This window comes from Bradyrhizobium nivariense, from assembly GCF_029846695.2.
GTDB lineage: Bacteria > Pseudomonadota > Alphaproteobacteria > Rhizobiales > Xanthobacteraceae > Bradyrhizobium.
Genome location: NZ_JARWCR020000143.1, coordinates 1 through 5,579 on the forward strand (window position 1 = coordinate 1; position 5,579 = coordinate 5,579).

Annotated in this window: 4 protein-coding genes; 1 reads left to right on the plus strand and 3 read right to left on the minus strand. The window is 60.0% G+C overall.

Annotation, left to right across the window (positions count from 1 at the left end; genetic code table 11):
• Window positions 1–659 precede the first annotated feature (659 nt).
• From QCM77_RS45245 to QCM77_RS45255, 3 genes are all read right to left on the minus strand, one after another.
• Window positions 660–1,436: a substrate-binding periplasmic protein gene (locus QCM77_RS45245; RefSeq protein ID WP_347882449.1), complete on the minus strand. Its 777-nt coding sequence runs from the start codon at window positions 1,434–1,436 to the stop codon at window positions 660–662.
• Window positions 1,433–1,726, minus strand: a complete 294-nt coding sequence (locus tag QCM77_RS45250; RefSeq protein ID WP_279666741.1) for a c-type cytochrome — start codon at window positions 1,724–1,726, stop codon at window positions 1,433–1,435. Before QCM77_RS45250 ends, QCM77_RS45245 begins: the two co-directional genes overlap by 4 nt.
• A 97-nt stretch (window positions 1,727–1,823) precedes the next feature.
• A complete protein-coding gene (locus QCM77_RS45255; RefSeq protein WP_279666750.1) occupies window positions 1,824–3,512 on the minus strand; it encodes a pyrroloquinoline quinone-dependent dehydrogenase in 1,689 nt (562 codons plus the stop codon).
• Window positions 3,513–4,066: 554 nt separating this feature from the next.
• Between QCM77_RS45255 and QCM77_RS45260 the strand changes: the two genes are divergently transcribed.
• The gene (locus QCM77_RS45260; protein ID WP_279666740.1) at window positions 4,067–5,221 is read left to right on the plus strand and encodes an SMP-30/gluconolactonase/LRE family protein; all 1,155 of its coding nucleotides are present in this window, start codon (window positions 4,067–4,069) and stop codon (window positions 5,219–5,221) included.
• Window positions 5,222–5,579: the final 358 nt, after the last annotated feature.

The window sequence follows — 5,579 nt, forward strand, 5'->3', positions numbered from 1 at the left end:
CGCATCGACGAACACATCGACCGCACGAACAGGATTGTTGTCGCCGACCCAATCATCAAGGCATTCCGGCAGCAACGTCGTCTGCTGGCGATCCACCCCTTGAACGAAACCCCGCATCAATTCCCCCAGCGATTCAGCAAGAGAATCATAGCATCGACGGAGTTTTTACACAGCCTGGACCCAAAGGCGACCTGCCAGGGCCAGAACCATCGGGCCAACGGCACTGCGGCGAAATCCCCGTGGGTGCGATGCCGAAGGCTGGCACCCCTTTAGCGCGAGGGCTGTTTGAGACGAAGTTGAACGTCATCAGTAACCATCGTCCAATGAGAATTCCGGCTGCAGCGCGGCGCATGCCAAGCGGCTAGGCGCGCTCGTCACCTTCATCGTCGCCCTCCAGTTGCTTTCGCAGCGACGCGATGATTGTTTCTGTCAGGGCGAGGCGCAAGCTGTAAGTGATCAGCTGTCATCGGCACGCGCTACGATCCGTATACGAATCTCTAGCCGAGCGGCACTGGCTACGACTTCTGCCATTCCAACCTGCCCCGCGCGCTTGCCACTGAATTCAAGGCGGTTGAGCATCATATCCATGACGTGCTCAACGTCTTCATGTGCACGTCGCTTTGTCCGTTGCTCCGCCAGTTCTTGCCGCGGGAGCTCGCTCATTTTGGCGACTGCAATTCGACGTTGTAATGCGCGTAGATCCGCGCGAGGGTGCCGTTGGCAAGCAATGCTTCAAGGGCTGCGTCGAGTCCCTGCCTGAGCTGCTCGTCTGGACTGACCATCCCAACAGCGACATTCCAGTTCAGGTCGGGATCGTCCTCGAAAGCAGGAATACGACGCACGTGTGCATCGGGATGAACTTGGTTGAACCAACCAACTGCAGCGGGCGTAACCGCCGCGGCGTCGATCTCGTTCTTAGCAAGCGCGTCCATGATTTCATCCTCGAAGACAAACGGTGAGGTTTGGACGCCTCGCTTGCTGAGTGTCATGGAGGCGATCGAGCCGACCTGTACCCCGACACGCTGGCCTGGCCTCAAATCTGCGAGTGACGCTGCGCCGGAGTTTGCACCGACCGCCAACGCGACACCGCTGCGCTGGTAGGGTCGCGACATGCGCAACCCCACCTCCGCCAACGCCGCGCGATCCGCTATCGCATCGAGGACGATGTCGCAGTCGGCGCGGCGGTACTGAAAGCTGGTGACGACCCACCGTTGTTCCAGCGAGACCCCGAGCTGGTTTGCCAACGCCTTGGCGATTTCGACCTGAAATCCAGGATTGGCATCGCGCCTGCTGGCAAACGGTAGCGCGTTTGGGTGCGCGCAAAGCGTCAGGGCGCCGCGCTCACGAATTGCCTCCAGCGAGCGCGCTGAAGCAGCAGTCGCGCCGAACAGCATCAGCAAGATCACCAGAGAGACACGTCGCATCTCGGGCTTCACTCCTCGATGCTCCGGATATAGGCCAATATTGCCATGATCTGGCTCTCTGAAAAAGCGCCTCCAAAGGCAGGCATCGCGCCGGGCTTACCCTTCTTGATCCGCTCCACGATAAACTCGTCGCTGCGTGTCGTGCCCGCGAGCTTCGGCCCTTTGCCGGCGGCGCGGCCGCCGTTTTCGTGACAGAAGCCACACGAGGTGGCGAACATCGTCCCGCCCTCGATGTCGCTCTCCTTAGCCGATTGATCCTGATTGGGAGCCTGGCTCTGCTGTGCGTAGAGGTCGCGCGACAATGACAGCGCAATGCCAGCGATGAGAGTAATCGACTTCAACATCGGCATCTGGACTGCAGAGGCAGGGTGCGACCACACCCTGCCTCTTCCCACCATTTTATTGCTTCAGCGTAAAGACAACCAGCGCACCGGCATCCTTCGGCATGCTCGTATAAGGTTCGCCGAAGAGAGCTGGGAATTCGTCCGCCACCATGCCGCCCCATCCGGCCGGTACCGCGATGTATTGTTTACCGCCGGCGCTGTAGCTGATGATGCCGCCATTGTGGCCGACGCCATTGTAATGCGACCACAGCTCCTGTCCGGTCTCCGCATTGTAGGCGCGCAACACACCGCGCGAGTCGGGTACGAACACTAGATTGCCGGCTGTTGCGAGCACACTCGCAAGCGGCGGCTCGTCGAAATTGACCTCCCATTTCTTGGCGCCGGTCACGGGATCACGAGCATCAAGATGTCCACGCGCCGGTCCGTCCGGCGGCGGAACGAGCTTGAAATTCGCACCGATATTGAGCTGCGCCATCGGCTCGGTGATTGGCGTGGTCTTCACTACGTCCACATCCATGCACCATTCCTGCGCGATCTTGTACCACAGGCCGGTCTTCGGGCTGTAGGCGCCTGCGTTCCAGCTCACGCCGCCGGCGATCGCCGGACAGAGTGGATCGCTTGCTTTGCCAAGTGACAGATCGCGCCGACCGATCAGCTCGCCGGTCTTCGGGTCGATGTCCTTGACGAAGTTGATGTTCTTCGCGATCCGCCAGACGTTCTGCACCTTCGCATCGGCGCGATCGTAGACGAAGACGAATCCGCCCTTGTTCGGATGCACGACGAGCTTGCGGCCGTCGCGGTCGATCATCAGGAACTCCCCGACCGCCGAGTCGAAGTCCCATGCGTCGTGTGGCAGCTCCTGGTGGTAGAACTTCAGTTTGCCGGTATCGGGATCAAGCGCGATGACTGATGTCGTGTAGAGGTTGGTGCCTGGCCGTGGCCCGCTTTTCTGCCAGTCCGCGCCCGACCAGTCGTAAAGCGGTGCCGGGTTCGCTGTTCCCCACCAGATGGTGTTAGTTTCAGGATCGTAGGTGCCCGGCATCCATGCGCCACCGCCGCCGGTACGCCAGGATTCGTTGCCCCAGGTCGCCTTGGCTTCCTCGGTGCCGGCGACCGTGAGGAATTCCCATTTCTTCTTGCCCGTCTTGATATCGACGCCGAAAAGCGGACCGCGCGAGGTCCACTCGCCGCCCTGGCTGCCGATGATGACGGTGTCCCTCACCACCAGCGGCGCGCCCGTGAAGCCGACAGTGAGCTTCTTGGAATCGACGAGGTGCGTGTTCCACACCTCCTTGCCGGTTTTCATGTCGAGCCCAATCAGATGCCCGTCGACGGTGCCGACGAAAACCTTGCCATCGCCAAGCGCGACGCCGCGATTGTATGGCGAGTGCGTCTGCATAGACACGAGCTCCTCGTCGAGCTGCGGGAAGTACGACCAGATCATCTTGCCGGTCGCACCGTCGAGTGCGTAGACGCGACTGTAGGAGCCCGAATAATACAGCACGCCGTCAGCGACGAGCGGCATCGTCTGCAGGCCGCGGGTCGAGCGGCCGGGCATATGGATCCACGCGACTTCGAGGTTCTTCACGTTGTTCGCGTTGATCTGATCAAGTCCGCTGTAGTGATACGATTTGTAGCCGCCGTGATAGGTCAGCCAATCGCTTGGGTTCTGCTCGGCCGCCTCGATGCGAGCGGGATTGATCTCTGACGGCGCGATGGCCCAAGCCAGTGGTGCAACAGCCATCGCGGCCAGTGCGGCAACACAGGTAAGGTGCCTTGTACTGACTGTCATTGTTTTCCCTCCCTTATTGTATCGCGGGAACTACATCCAACATGGAGTCTGCTGCGGCAAGCTGCCTCATCCGTACAGCTCGACTCCTGACCTCGGCGAGGGGTTTAGATACCAGACGGTGATCGCTGCGGCCGAGTCGATTGCGCTCAGCAGCGCCGTAGCATCACGACGAATTCAATGCTCAAAGTAGTACAAGCGCAAGCGACGTATTTTGGCAGCCACACTGTCCCAACACCCATGTGAGCCGACACATCGCCATCGCCGGGGTGCCGGAACGATGCTCGCCCACCCCGACGAGGTGACTCGGATGTGCAGCTCAATAAGCGCTGAAGTTCGGTTCGCGATGCGGTTCGTGATCAACGGCGAGGCCGAGGTGCATGCGCAGACTGCGATGAAGCGCTGAAGATCAACGCATTGGTGATGTCGCCCGGCCTTCTGTGGCCGAACCGCCCGCTTTATGCCGGATTGTGGTATAGTTTCCGCCCAACAAAAAATGGGAGGAAACCATGGCAAGTGCAATGACCTCTCCCCACAAGCAAACGCTCAACCGCCGCAACATCGTCAAAGGTGCTGCGGCGCTGGCCGCGACGGCGGTGAGCCTCAAAGCGGCCTCTGCGGCGACCGTGACGCCGTTGGGCCAAACGGGCGCTCCAACAACGGCGAGCGAGCCGTTGCCCTTGGGGCCGCTGCCCGGCGGCCGCTATCCGGACTCCCATCTGGAATCTGCCAAGAAGGGGCCACCATCGTTCGGGCCCCCCGATTTCCCAGCCTTCGCCGGCACTATGGCGGTTGAGCGCGTCGCAACCGGGTTCCGCTGGGCCGAGGGCCCGGTCTACTTCGCGGCCGGGCGTTACATGTTGTTCAGCGACATTCCCAACAACCGCATCATGCGCTTCTGCGAGGACGATGGTCACGTCAGCGTCTATCGCCAGCCTTCGATGAACTCGAACGGCAACACCATTGATCGGGAAGGACGCCTGATCACCTGCGAGCATAGCGGCCGACGGGTCACACGAACCGAACTGGACGGATCGATCACGATTATCGCCGATAAATATAACGGCAAGAGGCTGAACTCGCCGAACGACGCGGTTGTCACGTCCGATGGCGCGATCTGGTTCACCGATCCCGTCTACGGCATCGGTGGCTATTATGAGGGCATCAAGGCCGAGCCCGAGCAAGAAAAGCACAACGTCTATCGTGTTGATCCCAAGTCGGGGGACGTGAAGGTCATCGTCGATGACTTCGTGGAGCCCAACGGCATTGCACTCTCGCCCGATGAGAAGAAGCTGTATGTGATCGATACCGGCTTCACGGACGCGCCGAACAACCCATCGCATATCCGCGCGTTTGACCTTGATGTCGCTGCCGGGAAGGCGTCGAACAGCAAGGTCTTTGCGGACATGCCCAAGCCCAGCATTACCGACGGGGTACGCACTGACACCGATGGGCGTGTTTGGTGCTCAGTGGGTTGGGGCGATCCGAATGAGGACGGCGTGCGTTGCTATACTCCCGCCGGCGAACTGCTCGGCAAGATCCACATACCCGAAACTGTCGCCAATCTGTGCTTCGGCGGTCAGCAACGAAACCGGCTTTACATCTGCGGCTCGACGTCGCTCTATGCCGTCTACACCAGTGTGCAGGGTTCTATGAAGCCGTGAGGCCAGCGATAACCCGATCAATCTTAGAAAGAGAGCCGCCCCCTGGGCGGCTCTTAGGTTTTGCGTAGGTCTTGCGCTGTTCAGATCCCAGGCATGTTCGAGAGGCATTAACTGCAATGACCGCGAATTAGGAATACGAGACTGGATGATTTTTGTCGCCTCTGGCTTGACGCAGCAACTAGAGCACAAAATACTCAGTACGCCGCTTTACTGACTATGTCCGGTCTTGGCCCAGGCTGTGTGAAAACGTTTTTTCGTCCCCAAAAACTGCACGCAACAGGGGAAGATCCGCGTCGACACGACGGTCTGAGCATATTTTTGCTGTATCGAGTCTGGAGTCAACCCGGGCGCAACCTCG